This window comes from Shewanella zhangzhouensis, assembly GCF_019457615.1.
Lineage (GTDB): Bacteria > Pseudomonadota > Gammaproteobacteria > Enterobacterales > Shewanellaceae > Shewanella > Shewanella zhangzhouensis.
In genome coordinates this window covers 1,744,224-1,764,417 of the sequence record NZ_CP080414.1, presented here as the reverse complement: position 1 = coordinate 1,764,417, position 20,194 = coordinate 1,744,224, and the positions used below count along the sequence as shown (strand labels likewise).

The 20,194-nt window shown below is 54.6% G+C and carries 16 protein-coding genes; 6 read left to right on the top strand and 10 right to left on the bottom strand.

Annotation, left to right across the window (positions count from 1 at the left end; all coding sequences use genetic code 11):
* Window positions 1-182 precede the first annotated feature (182 nt).
* Window positions 183-1,820: a DUF11 domain-containing protein gene (locus K0H63_RS07600; RefSeq protein WP_220067414.1), complete on the top strand. Its 1,638-nt coding sequence runs from the start codon at window positions 183-185 to the stop codon at window positions 1,818-1,820.
* 106 nt (window positions 1,821-1,926) lie between these two features.
* Here K0H63_RS07600 and K0H63_RS07595 read toward each other — a convergent pair whose 3' ends face one another.
* The gene (locus tag K0H63_RS07595; RefSeq protein ID WP_220067413.1) at window positions 1,927-3,768 is read right to left on the bottom strand and encodes an Ig-like domain-containing protein; all 1,842 of its coding nucleotides are present in this window, start codon (window positions 3,766-3,768) and stop codon (window positions 1,927-1,929) included.
* A gap of 645 nt (window positions 3,769-4,413) precedes the next feature.
* On the opposite strand from K0H63_RS07595, the gene K0H63_RS07590 reads away from it, so the two are divergent.
* From K0H63_RS07590 to K0H63_RS07575, 4 genes are all read left to right on the top strand, one after another.
* Window positions 4,414-5,280, top strand: a complete 867-nt coding sequence (locus K0H63_RS07590; RefSeq protein WP_220067412.1) for an MBL fold metallo-hydrolase — start codon at window positions 4,414-4,416, stop codon at window positions 5,278-5,280.
* A gap of 64 nt (window positions 5,281-5,344) precedes the next feature.
* On the top strand, window positions 5,345-5,758 hold the full coding sequence (locus tag K0H63_RS07585) for an SRPBCC family protein (protein ID WP_220067411.1): 414 nt from the start codon (window positions 5,345-5,347) through the stop codon (window positions 5,756-5,758).
* Between the two features lie 47 nt (window positions 5,759-5,805).
* Window positions 5,806-6,345, top strand: coding sequence for a hypothetical protein (locus tag K0H63_RS07580; RefSeq protein WP_220067410.1), 540 nt, complete (start codon window positions 5,806-5,808; stop codon window positions 6,343-6,345).
* Window positions 6,342-6,743: a GFA family protein gene (locus tag K0H63_RS07575; RefSeq protein ID WP_220067409.1), complete on the top strand. Its 402-nt coding sequence runs from the start codon at window positions 6,342-6,344 to the stop codon at window positions 6,741-6,743. The genes K0H63_RS07580 and K0H63_RS07575 overlap by 4 nt, the downstream gene beginning before the upstream one ends.
* A gap of 106 nt (window positions 6,744-6,849) precedes the next feature.
* Here the strand turns inward: K0H63_RS07575 and K0H63_RS07570 are convergent, their stop codons facing one another.
* The 5 genes from K0H63_RS07570 to K0H63_RS07550 all read right to left on the bottom strand — a co-directional run bounded on the left by K0H63_RS07570 (window position 6,850) and on the right by K0H63_RS07550 (window position 13,227).
* Window positions 6,850-7,422, bottom strand: a complete 573-nt coding sequence (locus tag K0H63_RS07570) for a DUF502 domain-containing protein (protein WP_220067408.1) — start codon at window positions 7,420-7,422, stop codon at window positions 6,850-6,852.
* A 245-nt stretch (window positions 7,423-7,667) separates the two neighbouring features.
* The gene (phoU, locus tag K0H63_RS07565) at window positions 7,668-8,378 is read right to left on the bottom strand and encodes a phosphate signaling complex protein PhoU (RefSeq protein WP_011759526.1); all 711 of its coding nucleotides are present in this window, start codon (window positions 8,376-8,378) and stop codon (window positions 7,668-7,670) included.
* Window positions 8,379-8,401: 23 nt separating this feature from the next.
* A complete protein-coding gene (pstB, locus tag K0H63_RS07560; protein ID WP_011759525.1) occupies window positions 8,402-9,220 on the bottom strand; it encodes a phosphate ABC transporter ATP-binding protein PstB in 819 nt (272 codons plus the stop codon).
* A 35-nt stretch (window positions 9,221-9,255) separates the two neighbouring features.
* Complete coding sequence (gene pstA, locus K0H63_RS07555; protein WP_220067407.1) at window positions 9,256-10,908, bottom strand: phosphate ABC transporter permease PstA; 1,653 nt, start codon at window positions 10,906-10,908, stop codon at window positions 9,256-9,258.
* A 63-nt stretch (window positions 10,909-10,971) separates the two neighbouring features.
* On the bottom strand, window positions 10,972-13,227 hold the full coding sequence (locus tag K0H63_RS07550; protein ID WP_220067406.1) for an ABC transporter permease subunit: 2,256 nt from the start codon (window positions 13,225-13,227) through the stop codon (window positions 10,972-10,974).
* A gap of 212 nt (window positions 13,228-13,439) precedes the next feature.
* Here K0H63_RS07550 and K0H63_RS07545 point away from each other — a divergent pair, with 212 nt between their 5' ends.
* The gene (locus K0H63_RS07545; RefSeq protein WP_220067405.1) at window positions 13,440-13,940 is read left to right on the top strand and encodes a glycine cleavage system transcriptional repressor; all 501 of its coding nucleotides are present in this window, start codon (window positions 13,440-13,442) and stop codon (window positions 13,938-13,940) included.
* 6 nt (window positions 13,941-13,946) lie between these two features.
* Here the strand turns inward: K0H63_RS07545 and K0H63_RS07540 are convergent, their stop codons facing one another.
* The 4 genes from K0H63_RS07540 to K0H63_RS07525 form a co-directional block, all read right to left on the bottom strand.
* The gene (locus K0H63_RS07540) at window positions 13,947-14,831 is read right to left on the bottom strand and encodes a DMT family transporter (RefSeq protein WP_220067846.1); all 885 of its coding nucleotides are present in this window, start codon (window positions 14,829-14,831) and stop codon (window positions 13,947-13,949) included.
* Window positions 14,832-15,152: 321 nt separating this feature from the next.
* Window positions 15,153-16,088 carry a fructokinase gene (mak, locus tag K0H63_RS07535; protein WP_220067845.1) on the bottom strand — a complete coding sequence of 312 codons (936 nt, stop codon included), beginning with the start codon at window positions 16,086-16,088 and terminating at the stop codon, window positions 15,153-15,155.
* Window positions 16,089-16,184: 96 nt separating this feature from the next.
* A complete protein-coding gene (locus K0H63_RS07530) occupies window positions 16,185-18,764 on the bottom strand; it encodes a glycoside hydrolase family 3 protein (RefSeq protein ID WP_220067404.1) in 2,580 nt (859 codons plus the stop codon).
* Window positions 18,761-20,008 carry a sugar MFS transporter gene (locus K0H63_RS07525; RefSeq protein ID WP_220067403.1) on the bottom strand — a complete coding sequence of 416 codons (1,248 nt, stop codon included), beginning with the start codon at window positions 20,006-20,008 and terminating at the stop codon, window positions 18,761-18,763. Before K0H63_RS07525 ends, K0H63_RS07530 begins: the two co-directional genes overlap by 4 nt.
* Window positions 20,009-20,194 lie beyond the last annotated feature (186 nt).

Genomic DNA, 20,194 nt, shown 5'->3' with positions numbered 1-20,194 from the left:
AAACGCGACAACCTGCTTCATATATGCAACAGTTCTACCCACCATAAAATAAATTTCCTCATATAAACATATAGATAACTTCAGGCTCAAGTCTTGCTAAGACTAAGCGTGACCACGCCCATTACGCCCCCTGTCCGCATAAGAAGACGTAACGGGTTACGCATGCATAGAAGGAGCTAAAAATGAAACTACTCTGTAAAGGAAAGATACTTCGTAGGTTCAGCGCACTGGCGCTGGGTTTCACGATGGGTATGGCCGCAACGCCAGCGTTTGCGGTTCATGATGACATATTCGAATTGGAGGGCAATGCCGTACAGGATGCCGTTGCACCACCCTATGACTGGGCAACCCTGTACAACAATGGCAGTAATAATGGTGGTGACCCACTGAGATTTACAGGCATAGTCGACGATACGCCAGATGCATCTGGAATCGACAGCAGTATTTTCACAGGTGGCCGTAAAGACATTCAGGACGTTAGCGACTGGGCTCACAAAATGGGTAGCTCACCGGATAAAGATGAAATTACCCACGCTTATGCGGCAGCCTATAACATCAATGATGACCTGGTGGTGTACTTTGGCGCTGACAGGATCTCCAACAAGGGTGATGCCTTCCTGGGATTCTGGTTCTTTAAACAGCATGTAGCAGCCTTGCCAAACGGCAGCTTCGAGGGCATGCACACAAACGGTGATGTACTGGTTCTGGCAAACTTCCCGCAATCAGTAAACGCGAGCCCCGAAATCCGTGTGGATGTGTGGGATTCAAGCTGTACCAAGGCCGCCAACAACAATCCCGCTGCCGGTGAGTGTGATGCCGCCAATCTGCGTCTGCTTTACAAAGGGGCAGCCATTTGCGGCTCTGGCCTGGGTAACGATTTGGTATGCGCCATTACCAATGATGAGAACGGGTCATACGACCCTACCCCGTCACCATGGCCATATCAGTCTAAAAACAGCAACAACGCCAATGAGTTCCCATATGAAACCTTCTTTGAAGGTGGTATTAACCTGACTCAGTTGGTGGGTGGTGACAGTTGCTTCAGCAGTTTTATGGCAGAAACCCGTTCTTCCAGCGAGTTTACCGCCACGCTGAAAGACTTTGTCATCCATGACTTTGAACTCTGCAGTGTTGATATTACCAAGACCTGTAGTCAGGCCCGGGTCAACGCAACAGAAACCGGCTATGAGTATGACTTTACTTATAAAGTCATCAACGACGGCGCAGGCACCCTGTACAACATAGTGGTAACCGATAACGTGGCCAATCAAACCTTTAATGTTGGCACCCTGGCAAAAGGTGCAATGGCTGAAGGTGGTGGCACCTTTGAAAGTAACCTCAACGGCCTGCAAAATACGGTTACAGTAACAGCAGCCGGCACACCAAGTGGGGATTCCACCATCTCCGATACCGGTGGTGCCGATTGTCAATCACTGAGCATTTCGCCCATGATTAATGTGACCAAAGACTGTAATTCCAACTTTGTCGAAACTGAAAATGGTGTGATTGCCAAGGTCAGCTTCTCTGGACAGGTTTGTAATACCACAGCCAATAACCTCACACTGATCAACGTAACAGTCACCGATGACTCAGGTACTCCATCCGATCCATCCGATGACGTGGATGTGCTTTCAGGTGTGACTTTGGGCGGCGGCGTATGTATGCCTTACTCAGGCGATTACGTACCTAAAGCCTTTACCTCTGCAGTAGACAAGACCTTCAGTGACACCGTCTTTGCAGTGGGACAACTGAAGATTGATGGTTCAAGTGCCTTCAGTGAAAACTCTGCCACCTGTCCTATTTGTCCAAGTAGCGACTAGCGGCTAATCAGGCAGTGGCTTGATCATGAGCCACAAGACCTGGTTCCAGAAAGTGCACAAACAAAAAGCCCGGTATCAATACCGGGCTTTTTTTATCGGGGCACTGTTAACGGTTCTTACCTTTGCCGCCGGTGCTGCCACCAGTGCTGGTGTCACCTGTGTCTGTGGTGGATGAGCTCAGCGTCACAGTCACGGTAGCGCTGGAGCTGCTGATGCCATCAAACAGGGTGTAGCTGAAGCTGTCACTGGTTTTGAACGCCTTGGCAGGAGTGTAACGTACGCTGCCATCACTCAGTACTTCCACGCTGCCTTTGGCGGCGGCAGAAACCTGCACAGTCACGTTGGCACCCTGGGCTATCACGTCATTGGCCTTCACTTCGATGGTAACCGCTTGCTTGCTGCTGATATTCACCTGGTCATTGTTGGCAACCAGCTCACTGGCAGCAGGGGCTGCGATTACCTGATAAGTCAGGTTGGTGCTGCCTTTCACGCTGGAGTCAGCCAGTGAAGTGGCTGTCACAGGCACGTTGTAGTTACCGTCGGCACTGTTGCCGGCAGAAGTAACGGCCAGAGTCACCTGCTGGCTGGCACCGGGAGCCAGAGTCACAGTGGCAGTGTTGGCCTGCCAACCACTCAACACGTTGGCTGCAACACGGTAATCGCTAGCTGCACAATCTGCAGAGTCACGGTTTTCAATTCTCACACTGTACTGCACAGTATCACCGGCATTCCCGGAGGCAACACTTTGGACCGCAGAAACAGTTGGTGAGGCTTTCAGACACTGGCCAGCGGCGCTGCCCAGCTGGACACTGATGTCAGCGGTGTTGCCGTTGGCAGACAAGAGGCTGAACGTCACACCTGAATCCGGATCGGTAAAGCTGTCACCTATGGCCATGGCAGGATCTTTCCAGTCGTTCATGCCATATCTTTGCTTGAAGTAAGCATCAGGCTTCATGTGCAGTACGCGGCTGCGTGGCTCACCTTCGGTCACCATACGAACCAATACCCCTTCTGTGACATCGCCGCGGTACATGGTGTAAGAACGGGCAGCCAGGAAGCTGTCATGGGCCAGAGACTGGCGATATTCGATGTAAAACCAACGCTGTTTGCCAGTGACTGGATCGGCGCCGCGTGGGATTTTCACCGCGATGGGTTGACCATTGCTCTGCTCATAGGCGCCCAGGGTGTAAACACCATCCTCTGCAGCCACAGCTACCGCACCAGACGCTGCGCTAACCCAACCCAGTTGTTCTTTTTGCTCTGCACCGAAATAACCCATATCTGAGTTGCCCATGGTGCTGTAGCTGTCACCGTATTCAATTACGCGACAGTTACCCGCCAGAGTACCGGCATCACAATCCCAGGCACCGGCGTGTTCCAGACCCAGATTGTGGCCAAATTCGTGTGCAACGACGCGGGCAGGTTGAGGACCATTAATTACGGCCCGTGATGGCAGACCGGTCAGGGTTGCAGAGCCTTCAGACTGACAGGCGTCCTTGGTGGTCAGATACACATAGCGGTCATACTGGTTCAGGGGCACACCGGCGGCAATCGCCTGCTCATTGATGGACTGCGCCAGGGTATTGGCGTTGTTGCAAACCTGATTGGACATGGGCGCAGTGAACACACCAGCCACAGTACCGGTCAACCACAGTTGGTTATCTGAGGCCGCACGGTAGAAATCATTGACAGTACCGAACACCATGGCATCGGCTTCGCTGACGCTCATGGGCAGATCGTTGGGGTTTTCCTGAAAGTTGACCAAAAACACCAGGGTTTTCTGCGCCCCGGTCACGGCGGCGTTTGCAGCCACAGGCGCCATGGCGGCCAATCCCAGTGCGGACATCACCATCATTGACGCGGCTGTCTTGCCAAACCCCTTTGATGAAAGGCGCTGAGACTGACGGATGTGGGTGGTGCTTGCAGTAACTTGGGTCAACTTTGTCATTTTGCTACTCTTTTGGGCTATTCAAATTCGGTGTTTTTCAGGTTCCAGATAACTGATAAAACTAGAATTTGTATGTGAATAACGATGGAAGCTTTTGCGTTTCAGGACATCCTTTTTACGATTTGAAACGCTTTCCTTCACTTTTTCACCCAAACCTCTATGGATCTGTTCGGCGGGGTCATTCTATAGAGAAATTCGTCGGCTTGTATATAGGCTAAAACCCAGTAAATTAGCGGGTTTCAGCCATTTTCTTTTAAAAACAACACATAAGATTGATTAAATTTTAATCTGGTCATACCAGACGAATTTTTGACTAATTTCCATCAAGTTAGCAATCTTAAAAATTTGATAATTGCATTTTTTACGAGAAACATGGCTTTAATCATCCAGTGTCAATAAAAAGTCAAATGTCTGAATTTTGACACCATAAAATGACGCTTTTCATTGCGCGCAATGAAAGCAACAACGCTCAGTCAATTCATCCGGAATTTCGGATTCAGGCGGGATAAATCACCATTAATAGGGGCAGCGATTTTTTTGACGCATCGATGGCGCGCCTAAGGACAAGGTTCGCGGGGATCTCTACTTGCGTTTAAGGTGAATTCTTGTAGCTTTAAACAGGTTTATAACAACAGGGATATACAGATGAACAAACTGCCACTGATTCTGCTGCTGTGCTGTAGCGCAGCCATGTCCGCCGACGATAAATTTGCTGCCGTGGAAATCAAAAGTACTCACCTCAATGGCAGTGCCTGGTTGTTTGAAGGCGCCGGTGGCAACATAGGCGTCAGTAGCGGCGAGGACGGCCTGCTGATCATTGATGACCAGTTCGCGCCCCTGGCAGACAAGATAACTGAGGCCCTCGCGCAAACTCCGGGTGCCAAAAAAGCCGCGATGCCCAGATACATCATCAACACCCATTATCATGGCGATCACACTGGAGGAAATGCACACTTCGCCGAACATGGCACTGTGATGGCCCATGATAACGTCCTGCAGAGACTGCAAAAGGACGACAAATTCCCCGGCGCAGGTTTGCCGGTGATTACCTACGACAAGGGCATCAATATTCGATTCAACGGTGACAACCTGAAAGTCACCCATCTGGGTCCAGGCCACACAGACGGCGACAGTGTCGTGCTTTGGCAAGCTGCCAACGTGATTCACATGGGCGACCTCTTTTTTAAAGACAGATTTCCCTACATTGACCTTAAGGGTGGTGGCGACGTGATAGGCTATCGCGACAATGTAGCGGCAGTGCTGCAGATGATCGGAGACGACACCAAAGTCATCCCGGGGCACGGCGGGCTTGCCACCAAGGCCGATCTGTTAACGTTCAAACATATGCTCGATCACAGTATCAATTGGGCCAAGGAAGCCCACCGCGAGGGCAAGAGTCTCGAACAGATGACATCCGAAGGCCTGGGCGAAAAATATCAGAGCTGGAGTTGGTCGTTTATCAACGAAGAAAAATGGATTGCCACGCTTTATGAAGGGCTGAAGTCCTCTTAAGATCATTGCGGCAGAATCTTGATGTCCTGCTGCTAAATCACCCGAGTACAAGGAACTGAGTACCATGAAAACCACTGTGCAAACCCTGATTGACGCCCCTATTGCCGTTGTGTGGCAAGCCTGGACAACCCCCAGCCATATTTGCCAATGGAATTTTGCCGACGACAGCTGGTGCTGCCCCGCCGCAGAAATCGATTTACGTGAAGGAGGCAGCTTCAGTTATCGGATGCAGGCGCGCGACGGCTCCATGGGCTTTGATTTTGGCGGCACCTTCACCCATCTTATTCCCGGCAGCGCTTTGGGTTATGTGATGGAGGATGGCCGCGAAGTCCAGGTGACCCTGCGCCAAACACCTGAAGGGGTGTTGCTGGAAGAAACCTTCGACAATGAAGATCAGCATACCGCTGAGCAGCAGCGTCAGGGCTGGCAGGCCATCCTCAACAACTTCAGGCATCATGTGGACTCCCTGGTAAGTTAATATGCATTACCGGCATCAACCCATGCCCTTAAAACCGGCGGGGCGAAATGGATAACTGCCAAGAAGCGCAGCGACACTTGCTGGCCGTGCTCGATTCACAGGAAGCCGCGAGTACGCAGGCCTTGATAAATCTGACAACGGCCTTTTCTACCTGTGCCTGCTGGCCAACGCTATTGCTGAACAGTGCAAACGATTCAGCAAACCACACCTCAGTGACCTGGTTATTAAAGGCCTGGCTTGAACAGGGCAACCGACTCGATGACCAGCAATCGGCAACCTGGCTGGCACTAACCCCGGCGTTAACGCAATGGCAGGCAAGACTTCATATACTGCAATGTCTGCCGGGGTTTAGTATCCCCGAGTCATTACGGTCGCTGACCGAACACATGGTTCGGGAGGCATTGGCTGACAGCAATAAATTTGTCCGGGCCTGGGCATACACGGGTTTGGATACTCTGGCCCGGCAATTTCCTCAGTACCGGGATGAGCGCAACACCTTGTTTCAGATGTCGCTGCAGGACGAAGCCCCTTCGGTAAAGGCGAGAATACGCCAGCTGATAAAGGCCCAGAAAGGAGAGCAAGTATGACAACAAAAGGTGGTTGCCACTGCGGCAACATTCGCTATCAACTCAGTGCTGACCCATTTGATGCGGACTATTGCCATTGTCTGGATTGCCAAAAGACCTCAGGCGCTCCGTTTGGCGCCTGGATGGACTTTAAAGCAGAGCAGGTCACCTGGCTTGCTGGTGAAGTAAAAGAATATGCGTCATCGGATAACATCCGTCGTGGCTTTTGCCCTGAGTGTGGCTGCACTCTGACTTACCGCAGCACCCAATACCCCGACTATCTGACCCTGAGCATCTGCTCACTGGACGATGCATCGCAGATCTCCCCCAAGTACCATATCCATACCCAAAGCCGGCAGCCCTGGCTGACGATTCAGGACAGTTTGCCGCGCTTTCTCAGGTCGCGCCCACAAGGCTAGAGAATTAGTCGCGTATTCAGAATAGAAACTACCAGGACAGAGGAATGGTCCTGCGGACATCGCCGCAGGGCCGGCGTAGGGGTTAAATGACGTTGCGATTAGCCGCTCAGGACTTTGACAAACCGGCAGTCAGGTTAAAACGCATGGCTTCTTCAAAGCTCCAGTCGACCTTGATAAGGTCTTCACGCTTAACCAGGGTAGTGACACCGGCCATTTGATAGGAAAGCTGAAACAGCACCGGCACCCAGTCGCCCTCCCCCAGCGCCTGCGATACAGGCTCAGGCGCCTTATCCGTCATGATAAAACCCACCACATATCCGCCGTTGGCCTGCTTGACCAGTACCACCTGCTGATCCTTGGGCTTGCCATCGCGATTCATCAAAGAGGCTATGTCTCTGATACTGCCGTACACAGACTTAAACAACGGGAAGCGCATCAGCGCGCGCTCAATCTTACCCCATATCCATTGGATGGGGCTCACGGAAAACAGCAAGCCGGCAGAGAATACCAGGGCTATCACCAGCAAGAAGCCCTCACCCACAAACAGTTTGGGTAAGCCCACCAGCTCCAGCAGCAAGACACCCAACTCGTCCAGCGACACGAACAGCGACCAGAAAAGCCAAAGGCTCAGTGCCATGGGCAATACATTCATCAGTCCACGGGTCAGGGTGGTTTTCATTGATTCCTCGATTAACGCAGCGGCTTTAGAGGGGCAAGTTGCCCCGGAAATTGTCCGCTATGGTATCACAGCCGTTTACTCTGGCTATCTGCGCCTCAAGCCTTTTCATTGCCTGTGGTAATACCAGGGGGGTTGCGGCGATAAGGGGTATCCCCAATCGGCCGTCAGTCAGGGATGCGGATGCAAACCACAGGTACAAAAAAGCCGGGAGAACCCGGCTTTTAATGTTGGCTACAGCTGAGACATCAGAGGTTAATATCCTTTTCCATGTCCTCATAGGAGGTATGGCGCACGTCTTTGCCCTTAACGTAGTAGATGATGTACTCGCAGATGTTCTTGCAGCGATCCCCTACTCTTTCCACCGCACGGGCAGCCCAAAGCACGTCCAGTACACCCGGGATAGAACGGGGGTCTTCCATCATGTAGGTCATCAACTGACGAATGATACCCTCGTATTCCTTGTCCAGACGCGCATCCTCGCGGTGCAGCTCCAGGGCCGACTCCACATCCATCCGCGCCAGCGCATCCAGCGTGGAATGCAGCATGCGGGTGGCATGGCGCCCCATAGACTCGATGCTCACCAGCAGAGGTTGCTGGTTGTTGTTACGCTTCTCCAGTGCCGCCTTGGCAATGCGCACCGACGCGTCGCCGATACGTTCTAGGTCGGCAATGGTCTTGGAGATGGCAATGATAAGGCGCAGATCGCTTGCCGCCGGCTGACGCTTGGCGATGATGCGGGTGCACTCTTCGTCGATGGACACTTCCATGCCGTTGACCTTGTGGTCACCATCAATCACGCGCTTGGCGAGCTCAGCGTCCAAACCGCCAAGGGCATCCAGGGCCTGCTCCAGCTGACGCTCTACCAGACCACCCATGGCCAGAACCCGGTTACGGATGTCGTCCAGCTCGGCATTGAACTGACCGGAAATGTGCTTATTGGTACTCAGTTTATCCATGTGAATTCAAACGCCTCTTGCTGTTAACCGTAACGGCCTGTGATGTAGTCTTCTGTCTTGCGCTGGGATGGCGTGGTGAAAATGGTGTTGGTATCCGCATATTCCACCAGCTCGCCCATGTACATAAAGGCCGTTTGATCCGATACCCGCGCCGCCTGCTGCATATTGTGGGTAACGATAACCACAGTGTACTTGGCCTTAAGCTCGGTGATGAGCTCCTCAATGGTCAGGGTCGAAATGGGGTCGAGGGCCGAGGTTGGCTCATCGAGCAGCAACACTTCGGGCTCAATGGCAATGGCACGGGCAATCACCAGACGCTGCTGCTGACCACCCGAAAGACCAAAGGCATTGTCATGCAGACGGTCTTTCACTTCATCCCAAATAGCAGCGCCGCGCAGCGAGCGCTCACAGGCTTCATCCAGCTCACGACGGTTGTTAATACCCTGCAGGCGCAGGCCATAGACCACGTTTTCGTAGATGGACTTGGGGAACGGATTGGGGCGCTGGAACACCATGCCCACGTTACGGCGCAGCGCCGCCACATCCACCGCCTTGTCGTAGATATTCTGCTCATGCAGGCGAATTTCACCCGTGATATTGCAGTTATCCACCAGGTCATTCATACGGTTGATGCAGCGCAGCAGTGTCGATTTACCGCAGCCACTGGGGCCGATAAAGGCAGTAACGCGCTTTTTCGGGATCTTCATCGACACATCAAACAGTGCCTGCTTGGTGCCATAGTGCAAATTAAGGTTTTGGATCTCCAGAGCCGTCTCCGACGCAGGCAGATTGGCCAAATCCAGGGTTTCGGTCTTCATTACAGTGCTGTCTATCGAAATCATATTCTGTACCAATTCTCAGGATAATCGTCGGATTATCAATGCTCAAGGGAGCGATATTTTTCACGCAGGTGGTTACGTACACTGATGGCGGTCAAATTGAGCGCCACAATCACGGACACCAGCAGGAAGGAGGTGGCATATACCAGCGGGCGGGCCGCCTCCACGTTGGGGCTCTGGAAGCCCACGTCGTAAATATGGAACCCGAGGTGCATGAACTTACGGTCAAGGTGCACAAAGGGGAAGTTCATGTCGATGGGCAGAGTTGGCGCAAGCTTCACCACACCCACCAGCATCAGCGGCGCCACTTCACCGGCGGCGCGGGCTACCGCCAAAATCAGCCCCGTCATAATCGCCGGGCTCGCCATGGGGATAACAATCCGCCACAGGGTCTCGGCCTTGGTGGCGCCCAGAGCCAAACTGCCCTGACGCACAGCACTTGGTATACGAGACAAGCCTTCCTCGGTGGACACAATCACCACCGGCAGGGTCAGAATGGCGAGCGTCAGCGCCGACCAAATCACGCCGGGAGAGCCAAAGGTGGGCGATGGCAGTGCTTCGGGGTAAAACAGCTGGTCGATGGAACCACCCAGCATGTATACGAAGAAGCCCAGACCGAACACGCCATACACAATCGACGGCACACCTGCGAGGTTAATTACGGCGATGCGGATAATCTTGGTGAGCGGGCCCTTTTTGGCATACTCGTGCAGGTAAATGGCGGCAATCACCCCAAATGGCGTCACGATAACAGCCATCAAAAGCACCATAAACACGGTACCGAAAATGGCCGGGAATACGCCGCCCTCGGTGTTGGCTTCGCGGGGGTCGGCGCTGACAAAGTTCGCCACACCGGCAAACCAGTGGCCAATTTTACCCACAAAGCCCAGACGGTTTGCGTAGGCTACATCCAGCACGCTATCGAGCTTGAGCACCACTTCCTCACCACGCATATCGCGGACAATCACGCTGTCGCGGGCCGCTTCGTCACGTAGGGCAAAGAGCTCTTTTTCCAGTACCAGATAGTCGGTTTCCAGCTTTTGACGGGCCGCTTCAAACTCCTGCTTTTTGCTGTCGTTGAGCTCACCATCGAGTTCGGCGCGGCGCTCCTTCAGACGCAGGCGTTCCAGCTCGTAGTTGATGGCGCCGATATCACGCTTTTGCAGCGTCATGGCCTTGTCGGCAATATCCACTGCCCGGGCAATGTGCTCTTCCAGTGAGTGCTGCACGTCGGTGAGGTCCAGGCGCTTGCCATCTTCAATCACCGCCAGCGGATAACCGTAGAAGTTACCGTTTTTGGTGCGCTCGATTTTGGCAATCCCCTCGGGGGTGCTGCGCGAGACGATGTCGGTCTCCAAAATCCAGCGGAAATCCAGCCCCACAAATTCACGGTTACCGGTTTTCACCAGATAACGGGTCACGAACTCGCCGGGATGCTCAGCAAACTCTACACCGGCGGTGATAAGACGCTCGGTGGGCACGGCTTCACTGTCGTAAATCTCACCAATCAGGGTGGACTCCACCCCTTTGGCATCACGCAGTTTCCACTCGTAGATATCGGCCGGCCAGAAGTACGACAGACCACGCCAGGCAATTAGGAGCAAGAGGCCCAGCACAGCAATAAGGCTGATGCTGACCGCGCCGCCGGTCATCCAAATCCAGGGGGAACCCGATTTAAACCACTTACCCATTGTGCTTTCCCCAATTCATTTCAATGCATTTCATCAGAACAATTCCTGCTTGCAACAGCGCCATTACAGCGAGCTGTAACGCTCGCGGAGGCGTTGACGAACAACCTCGGCAATCGTGTTGAAAATAAAGGTGAAGATAAAGAGCACAAAGGCCGCGAGGAACAGCACCCGATAGTGGCTGCTGCCAATGGCCGACTCCGGCATTTCCACGGCGATGTTGGCCGCGAGGGTTCGCATACCTTCAAATACACTCCACTCCATGATGGCGGTATTACCGGTTGCCATCAGCACAATCATGGTTTCACCCACGGCACGGCCAAGGCCCATCATGATGGCAGAGAAAATACCTGGGCTTGCGGTAAGCAAAACCACCCGGGTCAGGGTTTGCCAGGTAGTAGCCCCCAGCGCCAGACTGCCATTGGACAGATGACGAGGCACAGAGAAGATGGCGTCTTCAGCAATGGAGAAGATGGTTGGAATAACCGCAAAGCCCATGGCAATCCCCACCACCAGAGCGTTGCGCTGGTCGAAGGTGATACCAAGCTCGTTGGTGATGAACTGACGGGTATCCCCGTGGAAGAACATCACTTCGATGCTGGGGCTGATGGCGAAGGACAGATAGCCCACCGCACAGATAACGGGTACCAGCATCAGTTCCTGATAGGTTTCAGGCAGGCGCTGCTTCCAGCGGCCGGGCAACTTGCTCCAGCCATAGGCACTGGCCAGAATCGATACAGGTAACAGTATCAGCAGGGCCAGAATACCGGGCAAATGCTCTTCCACCAGGGGGGCCAGCCACAGACCAGCCAGGAAGCCCAGAATAACCGTAGGCAAAGCTTCCATGATTTCAATGGTGGGCTTGACGATACCGCGCACCTTGGGGGACATGAAATAGGCGGTGTAGATGGCACCGGCAATGGCAATGGGCACGGCAAACAGCATGGCGTAGAGTGCCGCCTTCATGGTGCCAAACGCCAGTGGCATCAGGCTCAGCTTGGCCTCAAAATCATCAGAACCCGAGGTAGACTGCCACACAAATTTGGGCTCTGGATAACCTTCGTACCACACCTTGTTCCACAGGGCACTCCAGCTCACCTCAGGATGCGAATTGCTCACATCAAACAGATGCAGCTTGTTGCCGGCATCCACCACCAAACCATTAGCACGGGGGCTGAAGCCCAGCGCCTGTGGCTTGGCGATATCAAAGGTCTCACTCAAAAGCTCGCGCTCACTGGTGGTATAAAGCAGTGCCAAACGGCCTTCGGCGGTGATGGTGGCAAAGCTCTTGCGATAAAACTCGCTGCCAATGGCCTGCACGTTGCCAAGGCCCTTGAAGTCGCGGATTTCACGGTAGAGGCGCCCCTTGTCGCTGCTGACCTGGAAATACTGCACCACATCGCCACTGTCGTAGGACAGCAGCAGCGAGCTGGCACCGGCAAGTAAAGACACGCTGGTAAGCTGCTGTTTGGCACGGCCTGCATCTATCACCTGCAGCAGTGACGGCGACTCGGCATCACGGATGTCGTACACAAAAATTTTGTTGCCGCCGCGCAGCATCAACTGACGCTGATCCGGGGTCATCAACTGTTGCTCAACCTTGGAAGGGGCATCCACAAGGGGCGCACTCACGCGGCTCCACTCCACCTCTTCGGTCATCATGTTCACTTCGCCTTCGAGGCGAGTGAGCTGCCAGCGGCCCTGGGCATCCTTATACGCCACACTCACCTGCTCGCTGCTGCGGGCATAGGCAAACTGGGCAATGGCATCACCGGACTCACTCACCAGGATTTCACCATCCTGGCTTAACTGACGCAGTTTAGGCGTAATAAGGCGGCGGTTGTCCGGATAGGTGACGCCAAACTCCACACGGTAAAGGCGAAGCTCACCGTTGGAGAGGCCAAGACCGAAGCTTTGTTCATAGGGCATGCCGGCATAAGCACCGCTGACACTGACACCTTCCGGGAGAGAAGGCGCAAAGGAATCGGCCAGCTCACCGCTTACACGATAAAAAGCGACACTGCCATCGGTTGCCACGCGGTAGAGAATTTCATTTTGCTCATCGCTGCCCACCATCAGGGCGGGAGCACTTTGCGCATCGTACGCGACAGAGACACGCTCAGTCACTTCGGCGCTGTCGAAAATGGGCTTCACCACATAAAGCAGATAAAAGAAGATCAGCAAAAGGGCGACAAACACCATCACGCCGCCTACGCTGACGCCGATGGCTGTCGCCTTGTCCTTGAGGGCGCGTCGCCCCGTGCCCCTGCCTGCCAGTATACTGCTGGCAGCCATTTCAGGCTTAGTGACCTGAATTTCCATTCATAACCTCTGATTGATTGGCCTGAGCTCTTTTCGCTGGGCAGCGCCGATTTGCTGTGCTAACAATTAATCATCGGAGCGACCCAACCTGGAATGGCCGCCATTATATGACGTCAATATGACAGTTGTGTTACGACCATAGACCCAAGCCGCCAAAAGATCATCTGCAACTCTGTCTTTATTTTGTAGCAAACACAAGGAGTAAGCGCGCAATGCTGAGATACCTCATCACACTGCAGGCCCCGGACAGAACCGGATTGGTTGAGCAGATTGCCCATGCCGTGAGCCGCCATGGCGGCAACTGGCTGGATTCAGAGCTGCGCCATATCGACGGTATTTTTGCCGCCATCATAATGCTGGAGATCCCGTCCGATAATTGGGACCCGCTGATAGAAAATCTCGAATGCATCGATGGCCTGACCCTGACCCACGCCAGTACCCGGGCGGGCAAACCACCAGCCTTTAAACGAAGCTACAGCCTAGTGGCCTACGACAGACCCGGACTGGTGCTGGATATTTCAAATAAAATCAATGCCCTTGGTATTAATATCGAGCAGTTTTCCAGTCAATTTGAGAGTGCCAGCCACACGGGTGTCGCCCTGTTTCGCGCGACCTTTGTGCTGGGGATGGATGACATCGCCAAACAGGAGCTGCTGACCGAATCCCTCTACCGCATCGGCGATGATGTGGTACTGGACCCTGTCAGCAACTGAGCAGGCCTAGGGCACCTTTTGGTGCCTTGATTTAACCAGATACCTTAAGGGTATCTGGCTGACCAGCATTCCAAAGAGCATCAGCCCGCAGCCAAACAGTGCTCGCGCTCCCAGGGTTTCATCGAGAAACAGCATCCCGCCGATGGCCGCAAACACGGTTTCGAGGCTCAAAATAATTGCCGCGTGGGCAGGATGGGCGTGTTTCTGCGCCAGCACCTGCAGGGTGTACGCCACGCCTACAGAGATAAGGCCTGCGTATGCCAGAGAGCCCCAGGCCGCCTGCACACCTTCCAGCGTGGTGGTTTCCATCATTAAGGACACCACAAAGCTCGCCAGCGCACACACCAGGAATTGGCCACAGGCCAGCACCACAGGCGCTATGCGGGTGGCGTAGTGATCCACTGCCAATATATGCATTGCCCAAAAGAGTGCGCCAACAAGCTGCAGGGCATCACCAAAGGAGATGGTAAAGTCATCACCCACGCTTAAAAAATACAACCCCACCACAGCAATGGCGCAGCCAAGCCAGGTATTGAGTCCCGTGCTGTGCTTAAGCATGATCCCCAGCACAGGCACCAGCACTATATATAGGCCGGTGATAAATCCGGCGTTGGCTGCGGTGGTGTGCAGCAGCCCCACCTGCTGAAATGATGCCGCGATAAATAAAATGCCACCACAGCCAAGGGAGCCCACCAGTGCCCGGCGCCAAAAACCAGTCTCCCCCGAGCCCTTTACCCGGCCTCGTGCCTTTAAAAACCAAATCAGCGGCAACAGACTTATCGCACCGATAATAAAACGCAACCCATTGAATGCAAAAGGCTCAAGGCTTTCCATTCCCAGTCGCTGCGCCACAAAGCCAAAGCCCCAAATGGCCGCCGCCAACAATAACATCAGATTGGCCAATTTTTCCCCCAAGGCACTCAATATCCAAAACCAACGAACAGATTCAGTAACATACAACCAATACTTAAGGCCAAATCGACTTGGCAGCAAGCGCGCTATTCTGACCGCATGCCAGCCGTTTTACAACGCCAACCAGGCATTTTCAAAAACACCCTGTGCAAAATAAAAAACGGCGCCCATGTCGGTCGTTACGACCGGGGCGCCCAACGGCATAAGCACATAAAAGCCCTCATCCATGAGGGATAAGCAACAAACCTCTTTCATTTGGCAGCACGAACACTGTCCACTTGTTCGGCGTGACCAGCCCCCTTATTTGCGTTCCAGCAAGCCCGGCAAGGCCGCCTGTTCACCGGGTGCCCACAACCAGGCCGCACCGCGTACCCCTGAGGAGGCACCGTGATGATTTTTGACCACTTTGGTGGCACACTCGCCGCCCAGCACGTACTTGGGCAGCAGGGCTGGCAGATACTCGTAAATCTCATCGATATTGGACACGCCGCCGCCAAGGACAATCACGTCCGGGTCAAGCAGGTTGATAACGTGGGCCAGCGCCCGTGCCAGACGGTCGATAAAGCGGCCGAACGCCGCTTCGGCGAGGGGGTCGCCCTTGCCCATCAGCGCCACGATTTCAATGCCGCTTGCGGCCTCTCCCCCGTGGGCGCGAAAATCACGCACAAAGCCTGTGCCGGAAACAAAGGTCTCGATGCAATCGGCATTGCCGCAGAAACAGCGGGTGGAGTTGAACTCATCTGCCGTCATCCACGGCAGCGGATTATGACCCCATTCACCGCCAATGCCGTTACCACCACCATGTACCTTGTGATTAATCGCAATACCTGCGCCGCAGCCGGTGCCAAGAATGGCACCAAATACCAACGTTTTACCGGCGCCGCCACCGTCCACTGACTCCGACACCGCAAAGCAATTGGCGTCGTTGGCAATACGCACTTCCCGGCCCAGCATGGCACCGAGGTCCTTATCCATCGGCTGTCCGTTCAGCCATACGGCATTGGAGTTCTTTACCCTGCCGGTAACTGCAGACACCACACCGGGAATGCCAATCCCCACACTGGAGACCTGTCCGGTTTCCATTTCAGAGTCATGCACCAAGCCAGCAACCGCTTCAAGGGTCGCTCGGTAGTCCTTGGGCGTAGGTACACGCTTGCGAAATACCTCCTCCCCCTTCCCATTCAAGGTCACCAATTCAATCTTGGTGCCGCCCAAATCAATCCCAGAGCGATACATCTCTTTCTCCATGTCGATGGTGTTTTTCATCTCAGCGCAGCTTGTCATGCCCCTGCCCCTGCCAATTCTCAGTGCTCATGCTCATGCTCAGTGCGGTCATTTGTCGCTGACCAGCGGCAGTCCACATTCCAGCGCCTTGGCAGGCTCATCCTGTTGGACAATCCCTTCGAGGCTGATATTCGCCAACGTCAGGGTACCGCCCTGGGGAAGCGAGAGGGTCATGGGGCTGAAAGTGCGTGCCAGCTCGTCGGCCGTTACCCCGAAACATGACAGAGGTACTTCCACTCGCTGCCACTGGCCATCGGTTTTTAACTGCCCGGACAAGTCCACGGCCTGACGACAGCCACCTTCACAAACCATCGACAGCTGCAATTTGCCGGGCAAGGCAGCCAAAGCAATATCGAAGGAAAGCATCGATGAGTCGGGCGCAAAGCGGCGCAAATCCAGGGTGAAATCATCACGGAAACTGAGGGTACCGGCGGCGCCGAACTCAAACCGGCGGGCATCTTCCTGCACAATGCGATTCACACTGCGCACGGCCCAGGGGCCCTGCTGCCAAAGACCGGCGCCGACGCGATGTAGCCCCTTATCGTCCCCCACGGCCAAATGCCAGGGCGCCTTGATGGCTTTATCGAAAATCGCCAGTCGGTTATCCGCCTCAGAGCTGCCGTTGTCCTCGCTGAGTCTGGCAAGTGTCCCATGAGTCTGATAATCAAAACCCTGCCAGAGGCTGAGCAGGGGCTTGGGCTGAATTTGCCCTGCACTACCGGCGTCAGACACGAAGCCATCGGCGGCCGGGGTGGCGGGCCATGGGAAGGGCATGCGCCCCTTGAAGTCGGTTCGCGGCTTTGCGTTTTTATCGCCAATCAGTACATCTGCCACACCCGCACCTTCGCTGCCGGGCAGCCAGGCGGCCACAAAGGCATCGGATACGTTGATTTCAGGGTTCATCCACAGCGGTCTGCCGGACAAGACCACGGACACCAGAGGTAATCCTGTTTCCTTCAGAGCATTAAGCATGGCCAATGAACGCTTGTCAGCGCGCTGATACTCGAGGTTATCCAAATCGCCGTTGCCTTCGGCGTAGGGTTGCTCACCATAAACGGCGATGACCACATCGGGCTTAAATCCCACGGGGATACTGCCATCTGAACTCAGGAGGGCATCACCGCCAGCGGCGTTCAGCGCCGCCTTGATACCGGCAAAAATGCTGGTGGCGCCGGGGAAATCGGCGTTGGTCACTTCAGTTCCCTGCCAGGTCATGCTCCAGCCACCTGACTGCTGGGGAATACTGTCAGCGCCCTCGCCCACCACCAATACTCTGGCATTGGCAGCAATGGGCAGCACAGGGCGCACCCCATTGGCTGGGCGATTGTTTTTCAGCAGCACCAGGGACTCGGCAACGGCCTGACGGGCAATGGCACGGTGCTCTGGATGCCCTATCCATTCCTGTTTACCGGCATAGGGGTTAGCTGACGGCGCTTTGTTGTCAAACAGACCAGCGCGCAGTTTTACCCGCAACACGCGCTTCACCGCATCATCAAGACGGGAAAGCGGCAAGACCCCGGATTTCACATCCTCGATGGTATTGGCATAGAGCGCTTTCCAGCTGTCCCCCGGCGCCATCAGTATGTCCACACCGGCATTCACGGCTTCAGCACAGCGCTCGTAACTGCAGCCCGGCACAAAGCCATGACCCAGCCAATCGCCAACCACTATCCCATCAAATCCCATGCGCTCTTTAAGCACATCGGTAAGCAGGTATTTACTGCCGTGGAGCTTTTCGCCGTTCCAGCTGTTAAAGGAGGCCATCACGGTTTGCACCCCATGACCCAGCGCACCCACGTAGCCCTGACCATGACGGGCAATCAGGGTGTTTTCATCTACCCTGGTATCACCGCGATCGTCACCATTCTCAGTGCCGCCATCGCCGATAAAGTGTTTGGCGGTGGCCAGGGTGTAATCTTCGCCAAGCCAGCTTTTACCCTCGCCCTGCATGCCATCCACAAAGGCTTCCGCGTAGCGTTCAATCAGCTCTGGATCCCGGGCGTAACCTTCATAAGTGCGACCCCAACGCAGGTTATCCACCAGGGCCACGGTGGGCGCGAACACCCAATCAATACCGGTTGCGCGCACTTCTTTGGCCGTGGCCGCGGCGATGGCCTTAATCAGCTGGGGGTTTTGCGTTGCACCCAGGCCAATGTTGTGGGGGAATAAGGTGGCGCCAAACACATTGCCATGACCGTGAACAGCATCTGTGCCCCACATGGGCGGGATGGCGATGCCATCGATACTGTCATCCATGGCAGCATGGTACATCTGGTCGGCCAGCGCCACCCAGTCGGCGGCCTTTGCCCTGTTGTTATTACCGGGGAATGAGCCGCCACCATTGAGAAAGGAGCCAAAGCCATAGCGGCGCATGTCCTCGACGCCAAAGTCGCGAATTTCCGGCTGGATAATTTGCGCTACTTTTTGCTCCAGTGTCATTGCAGCCAGCAACTTATTGACCTCTGCCTCTACATCCGCCTGTTTTGGGGCCTGATACACGGCCTTTGGCCAGCGATTAACGTCCCGCTCGGTCAGTGACGTCGGCTCTGCTGCGCTCACCTTGCCTGACATGACGCCGCCAAGAACACAGGCAAGGGCTACCGTGGTTTTGGATAATGCAAACTTCATTGACCCGCCTCCCTGGGTACAGAGCCCTTCAGACCATAGAAAAGGATGTAGCCGTAGCACAGCACCGGCAGGATAAAGGAGGCTGACAGGCCAACAGAATCCGCCAGAAGCCCCTGCAGCAAAGGCACCAAAGCGCCGCCTACAATCGCCAGACACAGAATGCCGGAACCCTGAGCGGTCGCCGGACCCAGATTTTTCAGTGCCAGACTGAAGATGGTCGGGAACATGATGGAGTTAAACAGCCCCACTGCCAGAATCGCCCACATGGCAAGGGCGCCGCTGCTGTTCATGGCAACCAGCACCAAGAGCGCCGCCATAGTGGCATTGAAGCCCAGCACCTTGCCGGCATCCACTTTTTGCATCACGGCCGCACCGATAAAGCGCCCTAACATGGCGCCGCCCCAGTAAAAGGCGATGTAATGGGCCGCATCGGCCTCGGCCATGCCCGCCACATGGGATTCACCCAAAAAGTTCACCAAAAAGCTGCCAATGGCCACTTCACCGCCCACGTAAACGAATATCCCGATGGCGCCGAGCACCAGATGGCGATGGCTCAGGGCACTGTGACCGCTGCTTGTGACTTCATCTTCCTGGTCATGAATATGGGGCAGTTTCAGCAGTGCAAACACCACTGCCAGCACTATCAGCATGCCGCACAGCAAAAGATAAGGCAGCTTGACCGCATCGGCTTCTGCCTCGGCAGAGGCGCCAACGGCAACCGACAGGATAAGCACAGAGCCAAAGGCCGGGGCTATGGTGGTGCCAAGGGAGTTAAAGGCCTGGGTCAAGGTCAAACGACTCGAAGCAGTTTGCACCGGTCCCAGCGCCGTAACATAGGGATTGGCCGCCACCTGCAGCACGGTAATACCGCTGGCAAGCACAAACAGCGCCCCCAGGAATACGCCGTAAGTGGCCGATACCGCCGCCGGATAAAACAGACCGCAGCCCAGCGCCGCGGTTAACAAGCCAACTACTATGCCCTTTTGATAACCGAGGCGTTTTACCAGGGCTCCGGCCGGCACCGACACCAGAAAATAGGCGCCGAAGAAGCAAAACTGGATCAACATCGCCTGGGCATAGTTCAGGCTGAATACCGCTTTCAAATGCGGAATAAGGATGTCGTTAAGACAGGTGATAAAGCCCCACATAAAAAACAATGTGGTGAGTGATCCGAGCGCAAAACGATAGTTCTCTGCGCCGGCCGCGTTTGCCTGATTGGTGTTGGCAATAGGTACAGTTGCCATGAGTTCTCCCCTTGTATTTTCGGGTTTGCTTCTTTCGGATTTACAGTGTCCACCGCTTTGGCGATTGACCTTTGGCTATTCTGCCACTAGATTAATGTAAGCGCTTTCATTTTTAACATTGCGGTAACCCTTGTCAACTTGTTTTACCGGTAAAACCCTGCGCTGAAACGCCGTCACAGGGAGCCA

Excerpts from the sequence above, each read along its gene's own strand:
- mak (WP_220067845.1), bottom strand. The coding sequence starts at position 16,088 with ATGTATCGCTCTGGGATTGATTTGGGCGGCACCAAGATTGAATTGGTG.
- K0H63_RS07550 (WP_220067406.1), bottom strand. The coding sequence starts at position 13,227 with ATGGAAATTCAGGTCACTAAGCCTGAAATGGCTGCCAGCAGTATACTG.
- K0H63_RS07595 (WP_220067413.1), bottom strand. The coding sequence starts at position 3,768 with ATGACAAAGTTGACCCAAGTTACTGCAAGCACCACCCACATCCGTCAG.
- K0H63_RS07545 (WP_220067405.1), top strand. The coding sequence starts at position 13,440 with ATGCTGAGATACCTCATCACACTGCAGGCCCCGGACAGAACCGGATTG.
- phoU (WP_011759526.1), bottom strand. The coding sequence starts at position 8,378 with ATGGATAAACTGAGTACCAATAAGCACATTTCCGGTCAGTTCAATGCC.
- K0H63_RS07585 (WP_220067411.1), top strand. The coding sequence starts at position 5,345 with ATGAAAACCACTGTGCAAACCCTGATTGACGCCCCTATTGCCGTTGTG.
- K0H63_RS07570 (WP_220067408.1), bottom strand. The coding sequence starts at position 7,422 with ATGAAAACCACCCTGACCCGTGGACTGATGAATGTATTGCCCATGGCA.
- K0H63_RS07575 (WP_220067409.1), top strand. The coding sequence starts at position 6,342 with ATGACAACAAAAGGTGGTTGCCACTGCGGCAACATTCGCTATCAACTC.
- K0H63_RS07590 (WP_220067412.1), top strand. The coding sequence starts at position 4,414 with ATGAACAAACTGCCACTGATTCTGCTGCTGTGCTGTAGCGCAGCCATG.
- K0H63_RS07580 (WP_220067410.1), top strand. The coding sequence starts at position 5,806 with ATGGATAACTGCCAAGAAGCGCAGCGACACTTGCTGGCCGTGCTCGAT.
- K0H63_RS07540 (WP_220067846.1), bottom strand. The coding sequence starts at position 14,831 with ATGTTATTGTTGGCGGCGGCCATTTGGGGCTTTGGCTTTGTGGCGCAG.
- pstB (WP_011759525.1), bottom strand. The coding sequence starts at position 9,220 with ATGATTTCGATAGACAGCACTGTAATGAAGACCGAAACCCTGGATTTG.
- K0H63_RS07600 (WP_220067414.1), top strand. The coding sequence starts at position 183 with ATGAAACTACTCTGTAAAGGAAAGATACTTCGTAGGTTCAGCGCACTG.
- K0H63_RS07530 (WP_220067404.1), bottom strand. The coding sequence starts at position 18,764 with ATGAAGTTTGCATTATCCAAAACCACGGTAGCCCTTGCCTGTGTTCTT.
- K0H63_RS07525 (WP_220067403.1), bottom strand. The coding sequence starts at position 20,008 with ATGGCAACTGTACCTATTGCCAACACCAATCAGGCAAACGCGGCCGGC.
- pstA (WP_220067407.1), bottom strand. The coding sequence starts at position 10,908 with ATGGGTAAGTGGTTTAAATCGGGTTCCCCCTGGATTTGGATGACCGGC.